Source organism: Flavobacterium sp. GW821-FHT11G01 (assembly GCF_058808175.1).
Map to the genome: position 1 here is coordinate 93,951 of NZ_JBXARK010000002.1, position 24,022 is coordinate 117,972.

Consider the following 24,022-nt stretch of genomic DNA (forward strand, 5'->3'; position numbering starts at 1 on the left):
GTATGAAAATTTTAAAAGAATTATCTCAATTTCACTTTTCGCGTTATTTTAAATTGTTGTTTGTAATTTGGGATGTTATATTGCTTAATGTATCCATTATTTGTTCAGCTTTCTTAAGATTTGGAAGCCTAGATAAACTTTTTTTAAAAGAAGTGCAAACTATTTCTTTGCTTGCTAATTTATTGTGGATAGGTTTGTTACTTTATAGAGATTCTTATAGAATTATAAGAATAGAGCCAATTGAATCTATATTGGCACGAACTATAAAAAAAATACTTATTCATGCAGCAATTTCAGCAATTTTTGTTGTTTTTTTAAAGTATTCAGATATCTCAAGATTACGATTAGTTTATTTTTATTTTTGTTTCTTCGGATTATTGATGATTTCCCGTTATTTATCAATGAAACTTTTAAAGTATATTAGAGCGAAAGGATATAATTTCAGAAGTTTTATTATTATTGGAGCTAATGATGCAGGAGAACGTATTAGGAAAACGTTAGCAAAAGACTTAACCTATGGTTATCGTTTTTTGGGTTTTTTTGATGAGAAGGTAGATCCATTTGCTTTTATCTCTTCTCCTCTAGTAGGTGGGTTTGAAGATATTGAGGCATTTATTATAAATGAGGAAGTAAATGAAATGTATGTTGCACTACATATTGACAATATTGAGGTAATCAATAAATTAACACACATCTGTGAACATAACATGGTACGTATTAAGTTTATTCCTGATTTTCAATTATACACCAAATCCAATAAAGTAGAGCTTTCCTTTTATGAGAATACACCTGTGTTGATGTTTCGTCCGGAGCCGCTTGAATTTACGGTTAATCGATTATTAAAAAAAGCCTTTGATGTCATCTTTTCTTTCTTGGTTATCGTATTGATTTTTCCATGGTTGTTTCCAATAATTATGATAATCATAAAGTTGGAATCTCCAGGTCCGATTCTCTTTAAACAAGAACGTTCTGGGAGGGATAATCGCTCCTTTACCTGTTGGAAATTTAGAAGCATGCGCCTTAATACTACAGCTGATAAAAAACAGGCAAAAAAAGGAGATAGCCGTGTGACTAAATTTGGAAGTTTTATTCGTAAAACAAGTATTGATGAACTACCACAGTTTTTTAATGTTTTTTTTGGTGATATGTCTGTAGTGGGCCCAAGGCCACATATGGTAAATCATACTAAACAATATAGCGAATTAATCAATAACTATTTAGTACGTCAGTATGCAAAGCCAGGTATTACAGGCTGGGCGCAGGTAAATGGTTACCGCGGAGAAACTAGAGAATTAATTGATATGGAAAACAGAGTAGAATATGATATTTGGTATATCGAAAATTGGAGTTTACTTCTAGATATAAAGATAATAATAAAAACCGTTATCAATGTTGTTACAGGAGAAGAAAATGCGTATTGATAATTTAGTAACTTACTTAAAATAAAAATAGCAAAATTCAATATGTTAATTCTTATATTTGCCGTCTTAAAATTATACACTTAATGAAATCTAAAACTTCCTTTATAAAAATAAGTTCTATTGTGTTGCTTTTATCTTTATGCTTTTCTTGTGGTTCAAAACAAGACGTTGTATATTATCAAAATATCGATAGTATATCTACGCAGCAAACTAATAATACTTCATATGAAATTAAAATCCAACCAGACGATTTATTAATGATTATTGTGTCAGCTGATGATCCTGAAGTGGCTCTTCCTTTTAATTTAAAAACATTTAGTGTGTCTACCAACAACAGATTAGATGCTGCTCGTGGTCAGGAAGCTATTCAATTATATTTAGTAGATCAAAGTGGTAATATTGAGTTTCCCGTTTTAGGGAAATTAAAACTAGGAGGGCTAACACGTACTGATGCACTTCAATTATTGCAGAGCAAAGTAGGTGTTTATATAAAAAATCCTATTGTCAATCTTCGTATTATGAATTTTAAAGTTTCTTTACAAGGTGAAGTAAATTTGCCAGGAACTTATCCAATAGCATCAGAAAGAATTACATTAATAGAGGCATTAAGTATGGCAAAAGATTTGACGATTTATGGAAAAAGGAATAATATCTTAGTGATTAGAGAAATTAATGGTGTCAAATCTTATAATAGAGTAGATATTACAAAATCAGATTTTATTAATTCTCCATTTTATTATCTGGCGCAAAATGATGTAGTATACGTTGAACCTAATAAAACAAGAATAAACTCTTCTGCTGTTGGTCCTAATACTTCAGTAATAATCTCTGCGATTTCTATTCTAGTATCGCTTTCCGTCCTAATCTTTAAATAAAATTGAAATAGAAAATGCAAAAGCAAGATTTTTATAATGATATAATTGATGATGAAATCGAGGATGTTAATTTAAGGGCGCAATTTGATAAATATTTAATTCAATGGCGCTGGTTTTTAGTAAGTGTAGTAATTGGCTTAATTTTAGTGTTTATATATTTGCGTTATACTGAACCAAGTTATCAAGCTACAACTTCAATTTTAGTAAAAGATGAGAAAAAAGGAGGGATGCTTTCAGAATTATCTGCTTTTTCTGATTTAGGTTTAGCTGGAGGTATGAAAAATAATGTTGACAATGAAATTGAAATTTTAAAGTCTCGAACATTAGTTGAAAGTACAATTAAAAAATTAAACCTTAATATTGCTTTTTTTGTAGAAGGAAAAGTAATAGATCGTGATATATATGAAGAAACTCCGATTCGTACTTATTTTTTTAAGAGAACGATTTTATTTGATAAGACTAATGCTGTTTTAAATTGCAAACTTTTAACTTCCAATACTTTTTCTCTTGAAAATGAAGCAGAAGACAAGGAGGGATTAATTTTGTCTGCAAAAAATGAATTTAAATTTGGGGAAAAAATAACTACTAAAATAGGTGTTTTAGTCATCCAAAAAACAGCATTCTATGCTAAAAATCATACCGGAAGATTTGAACTTATTCGGATAGTTATTAATCCTTTGGATGAATTAACAGAAAGTTTCAGAGCAAGACTCAAAGTTGAACCTATTAGTAAGACCAGCAGTGTTGTGAATGTTTCAATTTCTGATCCTGTTGCTAAAAAAGCTGAGGGGTTTTTAGATACTATGATTCAGATTTATAATGAAAATGCTGCTGAAGATAAAAACTACATTTCTGAAAATACTTCTAAATTTATTGCAAGTAGGTTGGCTTTAATCGCACAGGAATTAGATGGTGTAGAACAAGATGTAGAAAGCTTTAAAAAAGCCAATAAATTAACAGATATCGAATCTGAGGCAAAACTTTTCATTGAGGGTTCCAGTGAATATGATAAAAAAGGAGTAGAGACTGAAATTCAGCTGAGTGTAGTTTCTTCTATGTTGGATTTTATGAAAAAGAGTACCAACTCTGATTTGTTGCCATCCAATATGATTACGGATAATGGTGATGCGTCAGGATTAATTAGCTCATACAATCAGCTAGTTTTAGACCGAAATAGAATTTTAAAATCGGCTACAGTTGAGAATCCTTCTGTAGTGAAACTAGATCAACAGATCTCCTCTTTGAAATCTAATGTAGCTGCAAGTTTGAGACGTATGCAATCTAATTTACAAATTCAAAATCGCGATATAAAAGGTCAGGAAGGAATTTTAAACAGCAAAATTGGTAAAATTCCGGTTCAGGAACGTCAATTTAGGGTAATTGCAAGGCAACAAAAGGTAAAGGAAGAATTATATTTATATTTACTTCAAAAGCGTGAGGAAACTGCTATTTCATTAGCAGCGACAGAACCAAATGCTCGTGTTATTGATGTAGCTAAAGCAGAAAAAGATCCAATTAGTCCGAAGAAGAAAATTATTTATCTTGCTGGGATGTTACTTGGTTTACTAGTCCCTTTTGGAATTATTTATGCTAATGATTTATTGGATACGAAAATCAAGAGTAAATTAGATTTGGAAGGTAAAACACAAATTCCGTTTATTGGCGATGTACCTACTTCTGATGATATAGCCGAGTTAATAAAATCGGAAAGTAGAACCAGCTCCGCTGAAGCTATACGTATAGTGAGAACCAATTTGGAATTCATGCTTAATAAAGTTTCTGAAGGGCTCGCTAAAACTGTATTTGTTACATCTACTTTTCCTTCAGAAGGAAAAACATTTATATCTGTAAATCTAGCGGCAACTTTTGCTTTATCAGGGCGACGCGTTTTATTGATTGGTGCAGATATTAGAAATCCAAAATTTGGTGAATATATTGATGTTCCTAGTTTAGGTTTGACGAATTATTTATCTTCAAATGATAAAAATGTTCAGGATTATATTATTAAACATAAAGGTTATGAGAATTTCTTTATCTTGCCTTCTGGTGTAATTCCACCAAATCCGGCTGAATTATTGATGGGTAAAAAAGTGGATCAACTTTTTGCGGAACTTAAAAAAGAATATGATTATATTATTGTAGATACGGCGCCAGTTAGTTTGGTGACTGATACACTATTAATAGCTAAAAATGCAGATACCTTTGTATATGTAATGCGTGCAAATGTATTAGAAAAACGTATGCTAAATATAGCAAACACTTTCTATAAAGAAAAGAAATTACCAAATATGTGTATTGTGCTTAATGATACCGATTCGACAAAAGGTTATGGTTATGGATATGGATATGGAGTGAGAGAAGACAAAAAACCTTGGTACAAAAAATTGTTTTCTTAATAAAAGAATATAATAAATACAAAAAAGGGATCAATTAACAATTGATCCCTTTTTTTATGTTTTGAATAAAAAATTAGAATTTAAAAAATTGATTATTCGATATGATTTCTTTTAAGCCAGAAACGTTAGCATTATCAATTTTTATTTTTTGATTAAAAGATGCTATATGGTTATTGTGATGTACATCAGTACCGACAAAATCGTACATTCCTTTTTTTAGAAGCTCTTCGGCTACTTTAGTAATTTCGCCTCCATAATAGCCAACTACAGCTAATAGGTTTAATTGAAACATACAACCTGCTTTTTTTAATTTATTATATTCATTAAAATTTTTATGATAGAATAAATATCTTTCAGGATGCGCTAATACTGGAATATATCCTGCAACCTGCAAATCGAACAGAATTTTGTATAATTGAACAGGGGCATTCATATAAGACATTTCCACCAATACATAATTATCTTTTAATGTCAGAAGTTTTTCGTTTTGAAAATGGTTTTCAAACCAATCATCCATGAAATATTCTGCAGCAGCCTGAAATGGAATTTTAATATTTTCACCCTCTAATAAAAGCTTTGTTTCTTCGTGTTTAGCAATAATAACTTCTGGAGAATTATTCCAAATATAATGGCTAATATGGGGAGTAGTAATAAATTGAGAAACACCCATCTCCTGAAAGGATTTGGTAAGTTTAAAAGTATCTGTTATTGTTTTGGCACCATCATCGATTCCTGGGAGTAAATGAGAATGAATATCAACATAATTCCCAGCCAGAAGGTCCTTTAAGTACGGTTTTGATTTTAAGAATGATAACATGGCGCAAAAATAAAGAATTAGATAGTATTTTTAAAGGATAATTGTAAAGATTTTATGTCAAAATCACAGGCTTGTATTTATTACCTAAATGGAATCTTATATTTAGCCTATTATTCTATATTTGTTATTATTAATAATATAACATTTTATGAGAATTAAAGAGAACTTGTATAATAAGAGGATTATTTCTATTGACGCTTTACGCGGAATTACCATTTTTGTAATGATTTTTGTAAATGAGCTTGCCAGCGTAAAAAATGTACCACAATGGATGAAGCATATGCCAGCAGATGCCGATGCTATGACTTTTGTTGATCTTGTTTTCCCTTCTTTCTTATTTATTGTCGGAATGTCTATTCCGTTTGCTTTTAATGCTAGATTACTCAAAGGTGATAGTGCCAAAACGATTTGGACTCACACTTTAAAACGAGCAGTGGCATTAATCATTATTGGCGTTTTCATGGTCAATGCTGAGTATGGTTATGATGCTTCAAAAATGCTAATTGCACCTGCTTTTTGGGGACTTTTGGCTTATGCAATGCCTATTCCGATCTGGAATAAATATTCGAAATATTTTCCGGTTTGGCTAAAAAACACTTTGCAATATGGCGGAATGTTGGTTTTGATAATTCTTTACTTCTTATATGTGCAGGATACTGGAGCTATCGGAATGACACCAAAATGGTGGGGAATTCTGGGGTTGATTGGTTGGGCATACCTTTTTACAGTAGTTTATTATTGGCTGGTTTTTGGAAGATTGTGGGCAATGATTGTTTTTTTAATAATTTGTATAACAGCAAATTCTATGAATTTAATCGACGGATCTGTGATACAGCAATCTTCATGGCTTAGTTTTATAGCAGGACATTTAACACATGCTTCAGTAGTAACAGCCGGAGTAATTATTTCATTATTATTTTTTGATAGAAAAATTGCGGCTAAAATAAATTGGGCAGTAATTGGTTTTGCTGTTTTCTTTTTTGTTGTAGGTTGTTTTCTTCGTCCTTATTTTGGAATTTCAAAAATAAAGGGAACACCTTCATGGACCATGTTTTCGGGAGCAATTTGTACCATTTTGTTTTATTTTTTATATTGGTTGATGGAAATTAAAAAACAAACAAAATGGAGTGACTTCTTCATGCCTGCCGCAGCAAATCCATTATTGATTTATATTTTGCCGGGCGTAATTTATTATTTCAATTTAGCTTTCAAAATAGAAATTATACCCGAATATTTCAGAGAAGGAATTGCAGGAATTATTTGGAGTTTAGTCTTTTCAACGATTATGTTATTCGTGATGAAAATCTGCAATAAATATAAAATTCAACTGCATCTGTAAAATTTGTTTCAGGTTTCGCATTCAGCAAAACTTGAAACCTGAAACGTGAAACAAATTTTACCTAACGCGTTTAAACGCAATTGGGCCTTCTCTTTTTTTATTGTCTATAAAAGTGCCTTCCATAGTATTTCCGTCTTGTGATAATACTAAAGTATGCGTGCCTTTTGTTGCCCACCCTTCAATCGGAAGTGTGACATCAACTGTATAATTAATTATATTTCCGTTTCTTGTTCCTGTACCGCTTTCAACGAATTTTTGTCCTCTCCATTCTAAATAATGAGAAAAGATCACTTTTCCATTTTGTTCAGATATAATGGCAACCGCATTTTGAACGCCCGGATTTATATCTTCCCAGACGCCATTAATGTCTATTTTGGAATCGTTTTTTTTGTTTTGGCTGTAGCCGAAATTTGAGAATAATAATGTAAATAAAAATAAAAGATAAAGTATTGTTTTCATATTTTTAAATTTGAACGATAACTGATTTTATTTCTAAAAATGCTCCCGAAACCGGATTGTAATTTACAAAATTGAATTTGCACAGATTATGAATATTTAAGCGCTTTCCATTTGGAAATCCATCTTGTTTAAAATCAGACCATGGGATTTTAATGGTTGTGAACCTTTTTGGCGAAGCAATTAAATCAGTTCTTGGATGCGAACCGCCATGTACGCAACCTGTTCCTTCGTCATTTCCTTCTCGCGCCTGAATTTTTATTAAATGTGATGATTTATATGTAATACTTACATATCTGGAGTTGTCAGATAGATTTTTCGGAATACCATCATTCGATTCAGATGGCGTAATTGCTACATTCAATTCAATCTCTCCAATAGGATTATCTTTGGCAGTAATCTTAACAATACCCTTTTTTAAACGAACGCTATTTATAATTTCCTGACTTTCTCTAACTGGTCCGGCAATATACCAAGTATTCGATTTTACAAGATCGATCTCTTTTTGTGAGACACTTTTTTCCTCAAAATCAGAAATGAAAATGGTAATTACCGATAATAAGAAATACAAACGAATCATGATTAAAGCTATCTTTAAATAGTTATTCTATTTATCAAATATACCTTTTCTAAACGATTTTGTTTTCTTTCTTTAATTCTTTTCAAAATCATGAATTTGTCTTAATAAAATTTTAAATTTGTAAGAATGCATTCTTAAAAGCTTTTTAATGAATAGTTTAAAAATCAAATTCATCTGGTTTGTTTTTTTTATTTCACCATTTTGTTTCTCGCAAAATGACAGTACAGCTGTGGAAAGCAAAGATATTTTAGATGTCATTCGGAAGATATTCAAAAAGAATGATTCTATAAGCAGTCAAAAAGATAGAAAACTGGCTTTTTCATTATTACCTGTTCCTATTGGGGCTAATAATTCAAATGGGTTAGTGGTTTCTTTTTTAACCACTTTTTATTTAGGCGAAGATCATGAAACAACCAATATGTCACAGGTTTCTTTTTCGCCTTATTTTAGTTTTAGTAATCAATACGTCTTTCCAATTCAGTCTTATGTTTATACAAAAGATAATAAATGGAATTTTATAGGTGATTACCGTTATATGATTTATCCACAACTTACTTATGGATTAGGTGATCATAATTCAAAAGAAGAAATGTCAACTTTAGATTATCAACAATGGCGTTTTTATCAATTTGTTACCCGAAAAGTAGTAGGCAATTATCGATTGGGAATAGGATTTCTGTATGATAATTATCAAAACATATCTGAGAAATCCTATATTGATGAAGAAACAGATTATGTAAAATATATGAATGGAGATTTTTCAGATGAAACTTCTTTTGGTTTTGCTTTTCAGGGTTTGTATGATTCCAGAAAAAATATCGTTAATCCGGAAGAAGGGTTGTATGTTGAGGCTGATTTGAGAATAAACACAAACGGTGTTGACGGAAATAAATGGCAATCCTTGTATTTTGATGCCCGAAAATATCATTCTTTTAGTAAAACGAAACACCGCGTTTGGGCATCGCGTACTTTTTATTGGTCAACTTTTGGAGGAAAACCTCATTATCTTGATTTACCAAGTATTGGCTGGGATCGTGATGGAAAAACAGGTCGTGGTTTTACCAAAAACAGATATCGGAGTAATGCATTGATTTATTTAGAAACCGAATACAGAACGGATATCACCAGAAATGGTTTTTTTGGAGCGGTATTTTTTGCTAACATTTCTTCAGTGTCAAAATTAGATACGTATCAATTCGATAAATGGCATCCGGCTATCGGAACCGGAATCCGAATTAAATGGAACAAAAAAAATAACAGCAATTTGGCTTTAGATTATGGAGTTAGCAAAAACGATTGGTCTTTACGGTTGGGATTAACAGAAAATTTCTAACTTTCCAAAAAATCAGCAGCCCAATTTTTCATGCAATTATCAGTAATTATCCTTAATTATAATGTACGTTACTTTCTGGAACAATGCGTTTTAAGCGTTCAGGAAGCACTTCGCACGCTTGATGCCGAAATTATTGTGATCGATAATAATTCAACAGATAATTCTGGTTTGATGATGCAGGAACGGTTTCCATCTGTAAAATTCATTCAAAACAAAGAAAATTACGGATTTCCAAAAGGGAATAACATTGGAGTTTCTGAGGCAAAAGGAAAATACATTTGTATTCTAAATCCGGATACAGTTGTCGCGGAAGATACTTTTACTAAAATTTTGGCTTTCGCCGAAGAACAAAAAAATATTGGCATTATTGGTTGTAAATTAATTGATGGAACAGGAAATTTTCTACCAGAAAGCAAACGCGGAATTCCAACGCCGTGGGTTGCTTTCACAAAAGTTTTTGGTTTGTATAAAGTTTTTCCAAAATTCAAACTTTTCAATCAATATTATGCTCAGCATATAGGTCAGAATAAAACTGGAAAAGTAGAAATTTTGGTTGGAGCCTTTATGTTTTTGCAGCGCCGTTTGTATCTTGAACTTGGTGGTTTTGATGAAAATTGTTTTATGTATGCAGATGATATCGATTTATCATATCGTGTTTTGCAAAGGCAAAAGTCAAATTATTATTTTCATGAAACAACAATAATACATTATAAAGGAGAAAGTACAGTTAAAGACGAAAAATATATGAATCGTTTTCAGGAAGCAATGAATTTCTTTTATCACAAACATTTTAAGAAATCATGGTTTTTTACATTTTTTATTCAAATTGGAATCGTAGTTTTTTCGTTTATCAAAATGTTTCAGGGAAAACCAAAAGCAAAAGCTACACCTGAAACGTATATTATTTACTCTTCAAATGAAATTTTGTCTGAAAAATTGTCTTTAATTTTGAAAAATAAAGTGCAGTTTTTCGATTTCAAAAAAGAAAAAATGGTAAATTCGTGCCTGATTTTAAGGGCTGGTAAGACTGAGATAATTTTGGATAATCAGTATGTTTCATTCAAAAAATGTATCAAAATCATAGAAACTCTTAAAGATAAGAACATTACTTTTAAGATTTTCCCCAAAAATGCAAATTTTATTATTGGAAGCGATTCGCGAAATGATAGAGGGCAAATTATAAAAATCGAGTAAAAAATTATATTAAATGTAATTTATATTTAAAAATTTCAGTAATTTCGCAATCTGAAAATCAAAATCACCCTTGAGGTTAACAATATGGCAAGATTTGAATTAAAGCTTCCTAAAATGGGAGAGAGTGTCGCTGAAGCAACTATTACCAACTGGTTAAAAGAAGTAGGAGACAAAATTGAAGCTGATGAAGCTGTACTGGAAATTGCAACTGATAAAGTTGACAGTGAAGTGCCAAGCGAAGTGTCAGGAATCTTAGTTGAGCAATTATTTGGTAAAGATGATTTGGTTCAGGTAGGGCAAACCATTGCAATTATTGAAACTGAAGGTGATGCTCCGGCTGTAAATACAGTTGAAGAAGTAGTTGTTCCTGCAGAAGCGTTAGAGATTGAAAATACAATTGAAACCGTTAAAGAAACGGTTAGCGCCCCGCAAGATTTCACAACATCTGATAAATTCTTTTCTCCATTAGTGAAAAATATTGCAAAAGAAGAAGGTATTTCTGTTGCTGAATTAGAAAGTATTGGTGGTTCAGGAAAGGATGGCCGTGTTACAAAAGAAGATATTTTAAAATATATTGAAGATCGTAAATCTGGTGTAGTAACTCCAAAAGTTGCTGAACCTGCAAAAACGGTTGAACCAATAAAAGTAGCAGAACCAGTAGCTCAAAAAAGCCAACAAGCTGTTCCGGTTTCTGTAAATGGTGGTGATGAAATCATCGAAATGGACAGAATGCGTAAACTGATTTCAGGATACATGGTGGCTTCTGTGCAGACTTCGGCTCATGTACAATCCTTTATTGAAGTTGATGTAACGAACATCGTAAAATGGAGAGATAAAGTTAAGGCAGCTTTCGAAAAAAGAGAAGGCGAGAAGTTAACATTTACTCCAATTATGATGGAAGCGGTTGCAAAAGCATTGAAAGATTTTCCAGGAATGAATATTTCTGTTGATGGTGATTATATCATTAAAAAGAAAAATATAAATTTAGGAATGGCAGCAGCTTTACCAAACGGAAATTTAATTGTACCTGTAATTAAAAATGCAGATCAGTTAAATCTTGTTGGAATGGCAAAAGCGGTTAACGATTTAGGAAACCGTGCAAAAGCAGGAAAATTAAAACCAGACGATACACAAGGCGGAACTTATACAGTAACGAATGTAGGGACGTTTGGTAGTGTTTTTGGAACGCCAATTATCAATCAGCCTCAGGTTGGAATTTTAGCTCTTGGTGCAATTCGTAAAGTGCCTGCGGTTATTGAAACGCCAGAAGGAGATTTTATCGGAATTCGTCAAAAAATGTTCTTGTCGCACTCTTACGATCACAGAGTTGTAGATGGTGCTTTAGGAGGAAGTTTTGTAAAAAGAGTAGCTGAATATTTAGAAGCTTTTGATGTAGACAGAGATTTCTAAATCATTTAATAAATAAAATGAAACCCGGAAAAATTTTAAATTTTCCGGGTTTTTTGTTTTCTATCAAAAAAAGGTTTTACTGAGATTTGTTTTTATTCAAGAATGATTTTTAAAGTTATAATCACAAATGAATGTCCATTTTAATTAAAAAAAATCCAGAATAAGGGGGAGAAATTCGGCTTTAAAAATTACATTTGTAATCTTATAAAAACTAAAAATGGAACTCAAACTCAACAAACCAATCTGCTTTTTTGATCTTGAAACAACCGGAATTGACATCGGAAAAGATCGAATCGTAGAGATTTCAATATTCAAAGTTTTTCCAAACGGAAATAAAGAAAGTAAAACTTGGTTGGTGAATCCGACAATTCCAATTCCACCTCAAACAACAGCTGTTCATGGTATTACAGATGAAAAAGTAGCTAATGAGCCTACTTTTAATGAATTGGCGCCACAAATCCATAATATGATCAAGGATAGTGATTTGGGTGGTTTTAATTCAGATCGTTTTGATATTCCGTTATTAGCGGAAGAATTATTACGTGCCGGAGTTGATTTTGATATGAAAAACAAAGTTTCTGTAGATGTACAGACTATTTTTCATAAAATGGAAGAACGTACTTTGAGTGCTGCTTTGAAATTTTATTGCGGAAAAAGTCTGGAAAATGCACATTCTGCAGAAGCAGATACTATGGCGACTTACGAAATTCTAAAAGCACAATTAGATCGCTATCCGGATTTAGAAAATGATATGAAATCACTATCTGAATTCACTACCCGAAAAAAAATCGCTGATTTTGCCGGAATGATTGCTTTTGATGCGGAAAATGAAGAGGTTTTTACCTTCGGAAAACATAAAGGAGCAAAAGTTGAGAAAGTCTTAGAATCAGAGCCTGGATATTTCAGCTGGATTCAAAATGCTGATTTTCCTTTATACACTAAAAAAGTTCTGACAGCAATTAAATTAAGAAAGTTAAATACAAAATAAGGTTCTAAGATACTAAGTTTCTAAGGTTCTGAGTTTTTAAAGCTTGATTTCTTAGAGTCTTAGAATCTTAGAGCCTCAGTACCTTAAAGAAATGAAGATTATCTGTATCGGTAGAAATTATACCAACCATATCGAAGAATTAAAAAACGAACGTCCAACAGAGCCGGTGATTTTTATGAAACCGGATTCGGCGGTTTTATTAAAACAACATCCATTTGTAATACCTGAATTTTCTGAAGAAATTCATCACGAAATAGAGATAATTGTTAAAATTAATAAGGTAGGAAAGTACATTGAACCTAAGTTTGCTCATAAGTATTATGACGAAATTAGCGTTGGTATCGATTTTACTGCCAGAGATTTGCAGGATAAATTAAAAGCAAAAGGATTGCCTTGGGAAAAAGCAAAAGCATTTGACGGTTCTGCGGTCATTGGAGATTTTTTACCAAAAACCGATTTTGTTTCAATGGAAAGCCTTAGTTTTGAGTTAACAAATAATTCTCAAACCGTTCAAAAAGGTAATACATCTCTTATGCTCTGGAAAATTGATGAGCTAATTGCATATGTGTCGCAATATTTTACGCTTAAAATTGGAGATATTATTTTTACGGGAACACCTGCGGGAGTTGCGTCAGTCAAGCCAAACGATGTTTTGGAAGGCTTTTTAGAAGATAAAAAATTATTTAGAATACAGGTAAAGTAATGGCTTTAAAATACAACCTTTCGAAAGTATATGCGCTTTCAGACAATGATCCTGAATTTGTAAACGAAATTCTTAAATTGTTTGTTACTGAAGTTCCTGAGGATTTAAAACAAATCAAAGAAGGAATTAAAAAGAAGGACCATAAATATGCATATGCCTATGCGCACAAAATAAAACCTACCTTAGACTTAATTGGTTTAAATGTTGCTTTTGAAGAAATTCTGCAAGTTGAAGCATGGACAAAGGCAGAAGGAAAAAAGAAAGAAATTATCGAAACTTTCAAAAGCATAAAAATACAGGTTAAAGAAGCGATCAAAGAAATTAAAAAAGATTTTGACGTATAATAATTTGAATGTGATTCTATTTTTGACCTAAAATTAGGTTGAAAATAGGTTGCTCTCAAGTTTCGGAATACCTTTATCTTTTGTTCCGGAAAATTTCATTTAACGTGTTCTTATTGTTTTTTACAAAAGAATACTGTTTCTGTTCCTCATATAAATCGTTCCAACAACAACCTACTTTCTAATAATGACTTACAATCTGGTAAGTAAAAAATATACATTTACATGAAAGCAACTATAATTACAATTGGAGACGAAATCCTAATTGGTCAAATTGTTGATACTAATTCTGGCTTTATTGCTAAATCATTGGATAGAATTGGAGTCGAAATACATGAAATGATTTCGATAAGCGATGATAAAAAACATATTTTAGACACATTTGCGCAACTACAAAACAAAGTTGATGTTGTTATTGTAACTGGTGGTTTAGGGCCGACAAAAGACGATGTAACAAAAAAAACTTTCTGCGAATATTTTGATGATGAACTGGTTGTGAATCCTGAAGTTTTGGCACATGTTACCCAATTGATTGAAGGCTTTTATAAGCGACCAATTTCGCAACTCAATAAAGATCAGGCGTTAGTGCCTTCGACTTGTACAGTATTGCATAATCAGGTGGGAACAGCACCCGGCATGTGGATGAAGAAAGAAAATACTGTTTTTATTTCGCTTCCCGGAGTTCCTTATGAAATGAAATATTTGGTTGAAGAAGAAATAATTCCGAAGATTGTTCGCGAATACAAACGCCCGTATATTATCCATAAAACCATTTTAACGTACGGACAAGGCGAGAGTATGGTGGCAGAGCGTATCGAAGATTGGGAGAATAATTTGCCGGATTTTATCAAATTAGCTTATTTACCAAATCCGGGAAGAGTGCGTTTGCGATTAACCGGAAGAGGAACTAATAAAGAAGAATTAGAAGCGGCAATTGAAGAAAAAGTAAAATCTTTAGATGCAATAATTCACGATATTATAGTGGGTTATGAAGAAAATGAAACAATTGAAACTGTAATCGGAAAAATATTAACGAAACAAAATAAGACGATTTCAACTGCTGAAAGTTTTACAGGCGGAAAAATAGCATCGCTTTTAGCAGCTGTTCCCGGAGCTTCAAATTATTTTAAAGGTAGTGTCGTTTCGTATGCGACAGAGGCGAAGGTTAATGTTCTCGGTGTCTCACAAGATTTGGTAGATCAATTTTCGGTGGTTAGTGCTGAAGTTGCATCTGCTATGGCTTTGAATGTGAAAGAGATACTCAAAACAGACTATGCAATCGCGACAACCGGGAACGCCGGACCATCAAAAGGTGATTCAGATGCTGAAATTGGAGCTGTTTTTATCGCTTTGGCTACCCCAACTGATATAATTGTAGAAGAATTTAACTTTGGTCAACCACGTGAAAAAGTGATAGATAGAGCGACGATTAAGAGTTTAGAAATATTACAGAAAGAAATTTTAAAAAATGTGCACTAATTTTTTGCTACAATGGTTTATTTTTCTTTTCTTTGCACCCTGATTTTGAATAACGATAAAAGATAAGTATAATGTCAAGAGTTTGTGACCTTACAGGTAAAAGAGCGATGGTAGGAAATAACGTTTCTCACGCTATGAACAAAACTAAGAGAAAGTTTTCTGTAAACTTAGTTAAAAAGCGTTTTTATCTTCCAGAAGAAGATAGATGGATTACTCTTAGAGTAGCAGCATCTACGATAAAAACAATTAATAAAAATGGAATTTCTGCAGTTTTGAAAAAAGCGCAGTCAGAAGGATTTATCAAATAATCTTTTCCTAAATAAATATATAGCAAGATGGCAAAGAAAGGTAATAGAATCCAGGTAATTTTAGAATGTACTGAGCACAAGACTTCTGGTGTTCCAGGAACTTCTAGATACATTACAACTAAGAACAAAAAAAATACTCCGGATAGATTAGAGATTAAAAAATTTAATCCAATCTTGAAACGTGTAACTGTTCACAAAGAAATTAAGTAATAATTAGAGATTTATAAGTCTCAGTGGTTTGGCCATTTGAGTTTTATAAAACTTCAAATAACATTTGAATCATGGCAAAGAAAACCGTAGCATCGTTACAAACATCTTCTAAGAGATTATCAAAAGCCATCAAAATGGTAAAATCTCCTAAAACTGGTGCATATACATTCGTAGAATCTATTATGGCTCCTGAAGAAGTTGATGAATTCTTGAAAAAGAAATAATTACATTCACATTATATAGAAAAGCTACTTTCATTCGGAAGTAGCTTTTTTATTTTTTATATTTGTGTAAAATTTAAAGAAGCATACCTAATTTTAGCTTTCTTTAAATATTAAGGATTATTTAGATAGTAAAATCATATAATCTAAAAAACTAACAACCTATAAAAAATGAGTTTTTTTAAAAAATTATTCTCTACTGATAAAAAAGAGACTTTAGACAAAGGTCTTGAAAAATCAAAAACTACTTTTTTTTCAAAGTTAAGTAAAGCCGTTGCTGGAAAATCAAAAGTCGATGACGACGTTTTAGATAATCTGGAAGAAATTCTGGTAGCTTCAGATGTTGGTGTAAATACAACTTTGAAAATTATTTCAAGAATCGAAAAACGCGTCGCTGAAGATAAATATTTAGGAACTGAAGAGTTAAACCAAATTCTTCGTGACGAAATAGGTGGTTTGTTATCTGAAACTAATAGAGGCGAAGCAACCGAATTTGAAATCCCAAAAGATAAAAAACCATATGTTCTAATGGTAGTTGGTGTTAATGGAGTTGGTAAAACGACTACCATTGGTAAACTAGCTTATCAGTTTAAAAAAGCAGGGTATAAAGTGGTTTTAGGTGCTGCAGATACCTTTCGTGCTGCTGCAATCGATCAATTACAAGTTTGGGCAGATCGTGTTGATGTGCCAATCGTAAGACAAAATATGGGAAGCGATCCGGCTTCTGTAGCTTTTGATACGTTACAATCTGCTGTTGCGCAAAATGCTGATGTGGTTATTATTGATACTGCAGGACGTCTTCATAATAAAATTAATTTGATGAATGAGCTTACAAAAGTAAAACGTGTAATGCAGAAAGTTGTTGCTGATGCTCCTCATGATGTACTTTTGGTTTTAGATGGTTCTACGGGGCAAAATGCTTTTGAGCAGGCTAAACAATTTACAGCGGCAACTGAAGTAACATCATTGGCTGTAACTAAATTAGACGGAACAGCAAAAGGTGGTGTTGTTATTGGTATTTCAGATCAGTTTCAGATTCCGGTTAAATATATTGGAATTGGTGAAGGAATTGAAGACTTGCAAGTTTTTAATAAATACGAATTCGTAGATAGTTTTTTTAAATAAATTTTAGATAATTCAATGAGTTTTTCTTCTTTAAAAAACATAACGCCTGTTACTTTTTATTTCGCAAGTGTTGTATGTTTTGTTTTAGCAAATGTTCTAAAAGATAAGAGTTTATCTTTTTATTATGTTTTATTGGTTTTGGGATTAGGACTTTTTTTTGCAGGTATGCTTAAAAGAATCCGTACTAAGAAATAATCAATTACCTATGAAATACTGTTTTCTTATCTTGCTTTTTAGCTTAATTTCTTGTACAAACAGGAATAATGAAAATAGTATAAAAGAAATGAATCCTCAAAAAGTTATTGTGATTCAGCCTTTGGGTAATTTTGAGTTGGAAGAGTCTAACAAAGTTCTTTCTGAGATCAAGACTATAAATTCAAATGTGGTTCTGAGAAAAAATATTTCTTTTCCTGAAAATTCCTATTACAAACCCAGAAGCAGATATCGTGCTGACAGTATTATTAAAAGTCTTAAAAATACAATTGGTCAAGATTCAGTAATTGTTGGGTTATCAAATTGTGATATCAGTACTACTAAAAACGGAATCAAAGATTGGGGTGTAATGGGATTAGGTTATCGTCCTGGTAAAGCTTGTGTTGTTTCTGATTTTAGATTATCTGACAAAAATAAAAATCAACAATTCTATAAATTAGTTTTGCATGAACTAGGTCATACAGCAGGTTTGCCTCATTGTAAAATCAAAACATGTTTAATGCGAGATGCTGAAGGAGGAAACCCACTGGATGAAGAAAAAGATTTTTGCAAAGATTGTACTGGCTTTTTAAAAAGTAAAGGTTGGCAATTAATCTAATAAAGATCTTTTAAGTATTATTATTTATATAAAGCACTAATTTTCTCCCACAAAGTTTCATCAAAATCGGATAAGGCTAAGTTGGCAGCGTCAGCAGCGTCTCCCATTCTAATGATGACCATGTTTTTGCTCGGTACGACATATATTTTTTGATCATTTTTACCCAAAGCCATAAACATATCATTTGGCGCAGTTGGAATTATGCTTCCAGTAAAAGTAAGTTGTGATTGCGGTAAGTGATAAGAAGTTTTTCCGTTAAGCCACCATAAATAGCCATATCCTAAATTGATATTCTGTGAAGTTGTTGTTGCTTCGTTAAAATAGGCTTCGTTTAAAATCTGGTTATTTTCCCATTTCCCTTTGTTGAGCATTAAAAGTCCAAAACGAGCCATACTTCTGGAGTTGCTGGTATAAACACTGTTTACGCCAAGTTGTACCCAATTGCCGTTCATTCCAATTTTGTCTCTTAATTTGGTGTTGAAATAATTTTCCCAGGTTTGTCCGCTTGCTTTTGCAACAACGTCCTGTAATTTTACATATACATTATGATACGCCCAACGTGTGCCTGCATCGGCTTTGTAAATAAGGTTGGCCGGTTCTACATCGTCAGTGCTATCGTCCAATCCGGATGTCATGGTTAATAAGTGTTTGCACGTTATCAGGTTTTCTTTTGCAAGTGTTTCGCTTGTCCAGCCTGTTCCTATATATTGTGAAACTTTGTTATTGATATTTAGCAGGCCTTCTTGTTGAGCAATTCCCGCCATAGTTGAAGTTAATGTTTTTCCTGCGCTTGCCCAATACCAGTCTGCAGTGGCATTATGTCTGTTGAAATAGTTTTCCAAAACGATTCGGCCATTAACTAAAATGATAAAAGATTTAGAATTTTTGAGTTCTAAATAATCTAAAAGTGGCTGAACGGCAGCTTGATTCCATTTTAAATCTGAAATTGATGTAGTTTCCCAATTATTTCCTGTTAAAGGTGGGAAATACATATTTTGAGTTGGAGTAGGTATGGAGTTTTCGTTTTCTTTACTGCAACTCACGCATAATATGAGAATCAGTATTTTACAAATGTTTTTGATCATGGTTTTTTGGTATTGGTTTGGGGTTTGATCAAAAATATATAAAATAGTTTAATGGGTTTTGTATTTTTTTATTTCTTTTGAATGATATAAGGTTAACTTTGTAGTTCACAAAATTTCTTTTGAAAACTGGAGCCCTAGCCCTGATGGGAGCGGCATCCTTTTGTGGCGGGGTTCGCCACAAAAGATATAACGGACAGCAGGAAACAGCTCCTTATTAATATTATATTTATTATGAAAAACACTTTTATGATTTTGGTTCTGTCGCTTTTGTTTGTAAGTTGCAAACAAGAAATTAAACCGGCAGATATTGCGAAATTGAATGGCTATTGGGAAATTGAAAAAGTAGTTTTTGATAAAGGTGAAGAGAAGGCGTACGGAATGAATGAGAATTTTGATTATTTTCAAATTAAAGGAAATAAAGGAACGCGAACGAAAGTTATGGCACAGCTTGACGGAACTTTCTTGACGACAAATACATTTGAAAATGTTTCGGTTCGTTTTACAGATAAAGGAACGTTTTTAGATTATAAAACAAATTATGCGAAATGGAGCGAGGAATTAATTTCAGTTTCAGACAAAGAGTTTGTTGTTAAAAACGAACAGGAAAAAGAATATCATTATAAAAAAGCTGCACCACTAAATATTTTAAATGATGGCAAAAAGACTAAATAATCAGAGTACGATTGGCGATGTTTTGCACCAGATTATTCAGGTAAATAAATTACAGCCCGGAATGGATCAGATTGATGTAAAAGAGGCATGGAGACAATTGATGGGAAATGGTGTAAACACGTATACTAAAAACGTTGTTTTGAAAGGAAGTACGCTTTATGTTGAACTTGGATCTGCTGTTTTGAGAGAAGAATTAAGTCACGGAAAATCTAAAATCGTTAAGATGATTAATGAGGAATTAGGTCGTGAAGTGGTGAAGGATGTCGTTTTGCGATAGTGATCAGTGTTCAGATTTTTAGTGTTCACTCTTAAAATAAAAAATCCCAATTCATTTGAATTGGGATTTTTTTTAGTATTATTTAGTGTCACTGCCAACTAAAAGCTGAACACTGCCAACTAATTATTAGAATTGCTCTCTACCTGCAAAGTGGAATGCACCCTCGATAGCAGCATTTTCGTCGCTATCAGAACCGTGAACTGCATTTTCTCCGATAGAAGTTGCGTATGCTTTACGAATAGTTCCTTCAGCAGCTTCAGCTGGATTTGTAGCTCCAATTAAAGTTCTGAAATCTTCTACTGCGTTATCTTTTTCTAAAATAGCAGCAACAATTGGTCCGCGTGACATAAATTCAACTAATTCTCCGTAGAAAGGTCTTGCGGCGTGAACAGCATAAAATGCTTGAGCGTCAGCTACAGTTAATTGAGTTAATTTTAATGAAACGATTTTGAAACCTCCGTTAGTAATCATTGCTAAGATGTTCCCGATGTGTCCGTTTGCAACAGCATCTGGTTTAATCATTGTAAAAGTTCTATTTGTTGCCATTTTATTGCTTATTTTTAATTTTGTGCAAAAGTATACTTTTTTTATGAATTGATTTTAATAAATTCATAATTAAAACATCATGAAATGATGTTATGATAAAGAAAATTGCGAATTGTGAGTTGTAAATTGAAAATGGCGATATTTTAAATATATTTTGAATGTAAAGACGCACTGATGTGCGTCTTAACTATGGGAAAAATTATACTTTAAATATTAATTTGTTTTTGTAGAAGATCCATAATATAAATGTCCAGATTCCAACATATACCAATGCTCCTGCCAAAGAAGCTGCCATTGGATTACTGAAAAATGGTGCAATACCGAAATTGTATAAATAATTTAAAAGATTGATCTTTTCTTCAGGATTGTGTGGATTTTGGAATTCAATCATTACTAATGCCTGCGGAATAATTTGAGAGGTGAAAAACACAATCATTGGGTTTACTCCCCAAATTAAAAAGAGTTTGAATCCTTTTTTATAATCAGCGATGTCAATTACATAATATAGTATTGCCAGAAATGTTGTTGCCAATCCTGTAGTGTATAAAACATAACTACTTGTCCAAAGTGATTTGTTAATTGGGAAAACGGTATCCCATAATAATCCTCCAATAATAAGGGCTACACCAATTAAGGCCATTTTTTGCGCTTTTTCTTTTTTGCCTATTTCGCGCAATACTATTTGACCAATTAATAAACCGATAATTCCGTTTACAATTGACGGAAGAGTGCTTAAAATTCCTTCCGGATCCCAGGTAATTGTTCCGCGATACATATGACCTTTTAGTAAAATGCTATCTACCCAGGAAGCTAAATTAGTTCCTTTTTCGAGATTTGCAGCTCCAATTCCGGGAACAGGAATTAAAGTCATTATCGCCCAATAACCTAATAGTAAAACAATTCCAGTTATGATTTGTGTTTTCTGAGTAGTTTTTAAATATAAAAGAGAAACAACAAAATAGACAATAGCAATTCGTTGTAAAACTCCCGGAAGACGGACATCCTTATAAGCTTCTATACCACTATAAGCCAAGAAGAGATAAATAACAAGAATGGAGAAAGCCAGAATATTTTTGACTTTAGAACTAAAATTACCCATTAAAGCATAACCAACAGCAATAGTAATAGCTAAACGGCCAACTAAAAGCGGTATTCCGTCAAGACCAAAAAGCTGTATTTTGCCAAAGAAATTAAAGAATATTCCCAGACACAACATTCGTAATGAGCGAACAAGTATTTTGTTGAAAGTGGTTTTGTCATAAATTTTATCCGGCATAGCCAAAGGAACGGCAACTCCCATAATAAAGATAAAAAATGGAAATACTAAATCGGTTGGTGTGCATCCGTGCCATTCGGCGTGTAAAAGTGGTGGAAAAACATGACCCCAATCTCCGGGGTTGTTTACAATGGTCATTAATAAAATGGTTAATCCTCTGAAGACATCTAATGAAATCAAGCGCTCTCTGGTCATAGTTTTTGGTAATAGGTTAATTTTTGTTTTTAAAAGTTACTATTTGGTTTAGAGAGGCAATAATTTCAGAAGAGGCGGTTATTTATTCTGATGATTATTACTTTATTGTTTTTTGCAACAAATTATGAATTTGTTGCCAACTTTTTAGATCGTTATAATATTAAAATTTGTTTCTAATGGTTTTAATTTTTGAATCAAAAGCGGAATCAATTGTTCGCCTTTTTCCAAATAAAATTCAGAAAAATTGGTTTGACGTTCCTGTAAACTTTGATTTGGAAAAAGTTCACATTGCAAATCAATTACACGTTGTAATTCGTTGTCCAGCTTTCGTTTTTGTGCTTTTAATAATCTTTTTTCAAGGTTTTCTAATCCTTTTTTCTGCTTAACTTCTTGCGCTTTTACAGCTCCGGTAAATGATTTATCGGTTTGTTGTGCAAGTTCATAAAGATATTCAAATTGTTTTTCTAATATTTCTTTTTGAGGAGTTAAATCAATTGGAAAAGCAGATAATTTGTGTGTAATTGCATTGACTAAATTAGCAGGTTTTGTAAATAAATCGGCCCAGCTTAAATCTAATTTGTCTGCTTTTTTAGCTTGTTTTTCAGTGTTTAGAAGCACTGAATTACGTACTAAAAGCATCGGAAAAGTAATGTTTACAGCATCAAAAAAAGATTTTAATTCTAACCAATACGCAATTTCTCCGCCTCCCCCAATGTAGCATAAATTTGGCAAAATAATTTCCTGATACAACGGACGCATGATTACATTTGGACTGAATTTCTCCGGATTGTTTTCTAATAATTTAAAAATTTCTTCTTTTGAAAATGAAATCTTAGTGTTGTTAACGGTGTATTTATTATTTTCAAAAATGATTCTTTCTCTTAAATCATCTTCAATATAAAACATATTGATTTCACGTGGATTTACCTGAACAGTATAATCACCAAATTTTGAAATGGTTTCCTGAACTGCTTTGAATGAAGTCTGTTTTTCCAGTTCTTCTTTTACAAAAGGAACAAAGGCACGTTTTAAATTGGCGTCATCAGCGTCTAAAATAACTAAGCCATAATTAGCAAATAAACTGTCAGCTAAAAAACGAGTTGCATCGGCCAGATTTTCATTTTTTAAATAAGCTTCTTCAAATAGCTTTTTAAGAAGATTGGCATTTGTACTTGAACCTAATTCAGCAGCATAAATTTCGAAAAATTCGGATAAACCTTCTGTTGAAAGTCTTCCAACAGGACCAGTACTTTCTTTGTTCCAACGGAATTTTTTTCCTTTAAAATTGAAATAATTAATTTCTTCAAAATCGTGGTCTTCTGTCGCCATCCAATAAATCGGGACAAAATTATGCGCTGGATATTTCGACTTTAATTCCCTGGTCAGATTAATTGTTGAAATAATTTTATATAAAAAATATAAAGGGCCACTAAATAAATTTAATTGGTGCCCTGTTGTAATTGTAAAAGTATTTTGATAGGCTAAAAGCTCAATATTTTGTTTGGTTGCATCTGAAATTTCGATATTTTGATATTGTTTTTTCAACGTTTCAACCAAAGGAATTCGGTTTGCGTTATCAAAATTTGCCTGTTTTTCAGTTATTTGTTTTTCAAAGTTTTCCAGTGTTGGAAAATGATTGTATAGAGAGTGTAATTCGGGTTTTTGATCTAAATAATCTTGTATCAATTTAGAGAAATATCCTGAGGTTTGGTAGCTGATACAGTCGGTGGGCATAATTTTAGATTTATTTTTGATAGCTGTAAATTTAATGAAAATATATACTTAAAAATGTTTTTAACGAATGCTTAAGATTTGATTTTTATTTTTCGCATTAAAATATTTATAATCAATGTTTTAAATTAAATATTGGGTTTGATTGAATAAGAATTCATTTGAAAAAGATTAAAGTAACAGATTTGATCTTTTTGTTAAAATTTTGAGAGTAATGTAAAACTGTTGTTTGT

The 24,022-nt window shown here is 32.1% G+C and carries 25 protein-coding genes; 18 read left to right on the forward strand and 7 right to left on the reverse strand.

Translation table 11 applies throughout. The features are described from left to right. Positions 1 to 2 precede the first annotated feature (2 nt). From AC1RRN_RS04230 to AC1RRN_RS04240, 3 genes are all read left to right on the forward strand, one after another. Positions 3 to 1,421: an undecaprenyl-phosphate glucose phosphotransferase gene (locus AC1RRN_RS04230; protein WP_492966111.1), complete on the forward strand. Its 1,419-nt coding sequence runs from the start codon at positions 3 to 5 to the stop codon at positions 1,419 to 1,421. Positions 1,422 to 1,504: 83 nt separating this feature from the next. Beyond that, entirely contained in the window at positions 1,505 to 2,296 is a 792-nt protein-coding gene (locus tag AC1RRN_RS04235; RefSeq protein ID WP_492966112.1) for a polysaccharide biosynthesis/export family protein, read from the forward strand. A 14-nt stretch (positions 2,297 to 2,310) separates the two neighbouring features. Beyond that, on the forward strand, positions 2,311 to 4,692 hold the full coding sequence (locus AC1RRN_RS04240; protein ID WP_492966113.1) for a GumC family protein: 2,382 nt from the start codon (positions 2,311 to 2,313) through the stop codon (positions 4,690 to 4,692). A 73-nt stretch (positions 4,693 to 4,765) separates the two neighbouring features. On the opposite strand, the gene AC1RRN_RS04245 is transcribed toward AC1RRN_RS04240, so the two are convergent. Next, a complete protein-coding gene (locus AC1RRN_RS04245; protein WP_492966114.1) occupies positions 4,766 to 5,509 on the reverse strand; it encodes a tyrosine-protein phosphatase in 744 nt (247 codons plus the stop codon). A gap of 148 nt (positions 5,510 to 5,657) precedes the next feature. On the opposite strand from AC1RRN_RS04245, the gene AC1RRN_RS04250 reads away from it, so the two are divergent. Continuing rightward, the gene (locus AC1RRN_RS04250) at positions 5,658 to 6,848 is read left to right on the forward strand and encodes a DUF5009 domain-containing protein (protein WP_492966115.1); all 1,191 of its coding nucleotides are present in this window, start codon (positions 5,658 to 5,660) and stop codon (positions 6,846 to 6,848) included. Between the two features lie 57 nt (positions 6,849 to 6,905). Here the strand turns inward: AC1RRN_RS04250 and AC1RRN_RS04255 are convergent, their stop codons facing one another. Continuing rightward, positions 6,906 to 7,307: a hypothetical protein gene (locus AC1RRN_RS04255; protein ID WP_492966116.1), complete on the reverse strand. Its 402-nt coding sequence runs from the start codon at positions 7,305 to 7,307 to the stop codon at positions 6,906 to 6,908. Positions 7,308 to 7,311: 4 nt separating this feature from the next. Continuing rightward, entirely contained in the window at positions 7,312 to 7,884 is a 573-nt protein-coding gene (locus tag AC1RRN_RS04260) for a hypothetical protein (protein ID WP_492966117.1), read from the reverse strand. A gap of 148 nt (positions 7,885 to 8,032) precedes the next feature. On the opposite strand from AC1RRN_RS04260, the gene AC1RRN_RS04265 reads away from it, so the two are divergent. The 12 genes from AC1RRN_RS04265 to AC1RRN_RS04320 all read left to right on the forward strand — a co-directional run bounded on the left by AC1RRN_RS04265 (position 8,033) and on the right by AC1RRN_RS04320 (position 18,007). Further along, positions 8,033 to 9,217: a hypothetical protein gene (locus tag AC1RRN_RS04265; protein ID WP_492966118.1), complete on the forward strand. Its 1,185-nt coding sequence runs from the start codon at positions 8,033 to 8,035 to the stop codon at positions 9,215 to 9,217. A 30-nt stretch (positions 9,218 to 9,247) separates the two neighbouring features. After that, complete coding sequence (locus AC1RRN_RS04270) at positions 9,248 to 10,411, forward strand: glycosyltransferase family 2 protein (protein WP_492966119.1); 1,164 nt, start codon at positions 9,248 to 9,250, stop codon at positions 10,409 to 10,411. An 84-nt stretch (positions 10,412 to 10,495) separates the two neighbouring features. Further along, positions 10,496 to 11,821, forward strand: coding sequence for a dihydrolipoamide acetyltransferase family protein (locus AC1RRN_RS04275; RefSeq protein ID WP_492966120.1), 1,326 nt, complete (start codon positions 10,496 to 10,498; stop codon positions 11,819 to 11,821). 217 nt (positions 11,822 to 12,038) lie between these two features. Further along, the gene (locus AC1RRN_RS04280; protein WP_492966121.1) at positions 12,039 to 12,809 is read left to right on the forward strand and encodes an exonuclease domain-containing protein; all 771 of its coding nucleotides are present in this window, start codon (positions 12,039 to 12,041) and stop codon (positions 12,807 to 12,809) included. 91 nt (positions 12,810 to 12,900) lie between these two features. Next, on the forward strand, positions 12,901 to 13,512 hold the full coding sequence (locus AC1RRN_RS04285) for a fumarylacetoacetate hydrolase family protein (RefSeq protein ID WP_492966122.1): 612 nt from the start codon (positions 12,901 to 12,903) through the stop codon (positions 13,510 to 13,512). After that, positions 13,512 to 13,856 (forward strand): Hpt domain-containing protein, encoded by a 345-nt coding sequence (locus AC1RRN_RS04290; RefSeq protein WP_026984878.1) that lies wholly within the window; start codon positions 13,512 to 13,514, stop codon positions 13,854 to 13,856. The genes AC1RRN_RS04285 and AC1RRN_RS04290 overlap by 1 nt, the downstream gene beginning before the upstream one ends. A gap of 222 nt (positions 13,857 to 14,078) precedes the next feature. Further along, entirely contained in the window at positions 14,079 to 15,332 is a 1,254-nt protein-coding gene (locus AC1RRN_RS04295; RefSeq protein WP_492966123.1) for a CinA family nicotinamide mononucleotide deamidase-related protein, read from the forward strand. A 71-nt stretch (positions 15,333 to 15,403) separates the two neighbouring features. Further along, on the forward strand, positions 15,404 to 15,640 hold the full coding sequence (gene rpmB / locus AC1RRN_RS04300; protein WP_007805815.1) for a 50S ribosomal protein L28: 237 nt from the start codon (positions 15,404 to 15,406) through the stop codon (positions 15,638 to 15,640). 27 nt (positions 15,641 to 15,667) lie between these two features. Then, a complete protein-coding gene (gene rpmG / locus AC1RRN_RS04305; protein WP_008253902.1) occupies positions 15,668 to 15,850 on the forward strand; it encodes a 50S ribosomal protein L33 in 183 nt (60 codons plus the stop codon). Positions 15,851 to 15,921: 71 nt separating this feature from the next. Further along, entirely contained in the window at positions 15,922 to 16,074 is a 153-nt protein-coding gene (locus AC1RRN_RS04310; RefSeq protein ID WP_008468081.1) for a DUF4295 domain-containing protein, read from the forward strand. Between the two features lie 168 nt (positions 16,075 to 16,242). Beyond that, complete coding sequence (ftsY, locus tag AC1RRN_RS04315; RefSeq protein ID WP_492966124.1) at positions 16,243 to 17,196, forward strand: signal recognition particle-docking protein FtsY; 954 nt, start codon at positions 16,243 to 16,245, stop codon at positions 17,194 to 17,196. A 283-nt stretch (positions 17,197 to 17,479) separates the two neighbouring features. Continuing rightward, positions 17,480 to 18,007, forward strand: coding sequence for a Zn-dependent protease (locus AC1RRN_RS04320; RefSeq protein WP_492966125.1), 528 nt, complete (start codon positions 17,480 to 17,482; stop codon positions 18,005 to 18,007). A 20-nt stretch (positions 18,008 to 18,027) separates the two neighbouring features. Here AC1RRN_RS04320 and AC1RRN_RS04325 read toward each other — a convergent pair whose 3' ends face one another. Next, on the reverse strand, positions 18,028 to 19,092 hold the full coding sequence (locus tag AC1RRN_RS04325; RefSeq protein ID WP_492966126.1) for a serine hydrolase domain-containing protein: 1,065 nt from the start codon (positions 19,090 to 19,092) through the stop codon (positions 18,028 to 18,030). Between the two features lie 231 nt (positions 19,093 to 19,323). Here AC1RRN_RS04325 and AC1RRN_RS04330 point away from each other — a divergent pair, with 231 nt between their 5' ends. Both AC1RRN_RS04330 and AC1RRN_RS04335 read left to right on the forward strand, forming a co-directional pair. Continuing rightward, positions 19,324 to 19,764 (forward strand): hypothetical protein, encoded by a 441-nt coding sequence (locus AC1RRN_RS04330; protein ID WP_492966127.1) that lies wholly within the window; start codon positions 19,324 to 19,326, stop codon positions 19,762 to 19,764. Then, positions 19,745 to 20,041 carry a DciA family protein gene (locus AC1RRN_RS04335; RefSeq protein WP_154784474.1) on the forward strand — a complete coding sequence of 99 codons (297 nt, stop codon included), beginning with the start codon at positions 19,745 to 19,747 and terminating at the stop codon, positions 20,039 to 20,041. The genes AC1RRN_RS04330 and AC1RRN_RS04335 overlap by 20 nt, the downstream gene beginning before the upstream one ends. Positions 20,042 to 20,167: 126 nt before the next feature. Here the strand turns inward: AC1RRN_RS04335 and AC1RRN_RS04340 are convergent, their stop codons facing one another. The 3 genes from AC1RRN_RS04340 to bshC form a co-directional block, all read right to left on the reverse strand. After that, entirely contained in the window at positions 20,168 to 20,587 is a 420-nt protein-coding gene (locus AC1RRN_RS04340) for a nucleoside-diphosphate kinase (protein ID WP_026984871.1), read from the reverse strand. Between the two features lie 199 nt (positions 20,588 to 20,786). Further along, complete coding sequence (locus tag AC1RRN_RS04345; protein WP_492966128.1) at positions 20,787 to 22,058, reverse strand: acyltransferase family protein; 1,272 nt, start codon at positions 22,056 to 22,058, stop codon at positions 20,787 to 20,789. Positions 22,059 to 22,202: 144 nt separating this feature from the next. Continuing rightward, a complete protein-coding gene (gene bshC / locus AC1RRN_RS04350) occupies positions 22,203 to 23,792 on the reverse strand; it encodes a bacillithiol biosynthesis cysteine-adding enzyme BshC (RefSeq protein ID WP_492966129.1) in 1,590 nt (529 codons plus the stop codon). Positions 23,793 to 24,022 lie beyond the last annotated feature (230 nt).